The organism is Paraburkholderia atlantica (genome assembly GCF_009362785.1).
GTDB lineage: Bacteria > Pseudomonadota > Gammaproteobacteria > Burkholderiales > Burkholderiaceae > Paraburkholderia > Paraburkholderia atlantica.
Map to the genome: position 1 here is coordinate 1 of NZ_WHNQ01000182.1, position 1,361 is coordinate 1,361.

The 1,361-nt window shown below is 58.7% G+C and carries 1 protein-coding gene; it reads right to left on the reverse strand.

The window, feature by feature from the left end; genetic code table 11:
- On the reverse strand, positions 1-659 hold a 659-nt coding region (locus GCT19_RS42045; RefSeq protein WP_265334654.1), incomplete at its 3' end, for a reverse transcriptase domain-containing protein.
- Positions 660-1,361 lie beyond the last annotated feature (702 nt).

Sequence of the window (1,361 nt, forward strand, 5' to 3'; positions counted from 1 at the left end):
ATGACACCGCCCTGGGGAACGCCTTCGCTCGCGGCACGAAACAGATCACGATCAACGCAGCCCGCCTTGATGAACTTCCAGAGCAGGGCAAGGAAACGCTGGTCGGCAACGCGCTTGCGGATTCCCTTCAGAAGCAGACGATGATGAACGGTGTCGAAGTAGCTGGCGAGGTCGCCCTCTATAACCCAGCGTCCGGCGACACTTTGTTCGCCACCGTCTTGCAACTGAAGCTTCACCGTGCGAATTGCGTGATGTACGCTACGGGCAGGCCTAAAGCCATATGAGGCCGGGTGGAAATCGCTCTCCCATATCGGCTCCATCGCCATCAGCATTGCCCGTTGCACGATCCGATCCCGCAGGCTCGGAATGCCGAGCGGCCTGAGCTTGCCGTTCGCTTTCGGTATATACACGCGTCGTGCAGGCAGCGGACTATACGAACCCGCCAATAGCTCTTCGCGTATCGTGGCCAGTTCATGCTGGAGATTTGCTTCCAGCATGCGTCTGTCGACTCCGTCCACGCCCGGCGTGCGAGCTCCGCTGGATGCCAGCGTAATGCGAGCCGCCTCACTCAGCCAATCCCTATCGGCAATCAGTCTCAGGAGTCGATCGAACTTGCGTTCTTTGCTCTCCATCGACCATGCCGCCAGTTTGCTTTGCATTTCACTGATTATCAAAGGTCTTCACCTCTCTATGGTCAGCTAATTAACCAGGCAAACCACTTCAACTGCCTCCCTTCGCCATGTGGCCGGCTTTCCCGACCTCGGACTACTACGGAGGCTCCGCCAGTCTGCACGTCGTCGGGGACACACTCCCTTGGCATCCGTGCAGACCTTCCCCAGTTCACATGCTGGACTCAGCGCATGGGCGAGGTTGCCTGTCGCAGTCTTTATCCTTGCTTGCCGCAAGTCGTCGCGAACACCACGGTCTAGCTGCGCGCTCCCCGTGGTTCCATGCTGACCAGCATATATATCCAGTCAGCCTTCGTGTCCACCGGGCCATACGTGTGACCGGCGACAGTTCGCGTCCTGCCCGTAAAGCGGTGTGGGCAGGGGTGACATTTCAACCCTCAGATGCGGTTTAACAGGTTCGTGTTCCTCAACCGTCCCATGCTCAGCCTGGAGGCTCATCTTGGCGTAACCGCTTCGCCGCAAGCCCCGTTTCCCACGGACTACGTCACCTTGCCAGTGTCGGCAAGTCACCGCCGCTTCGGCTCACTTCCTCTCGCAGCAGAGAAAGGGCATGCCCCGGTACTACAACGTCAACTCCTCCGGGTACTGCATTCCAAACATGCTCAAGCAGCTTCACCCCCATACGGGCGGGCTACGCTGGCTGGGCGTACCATAGGTAAAATCTGACACCCA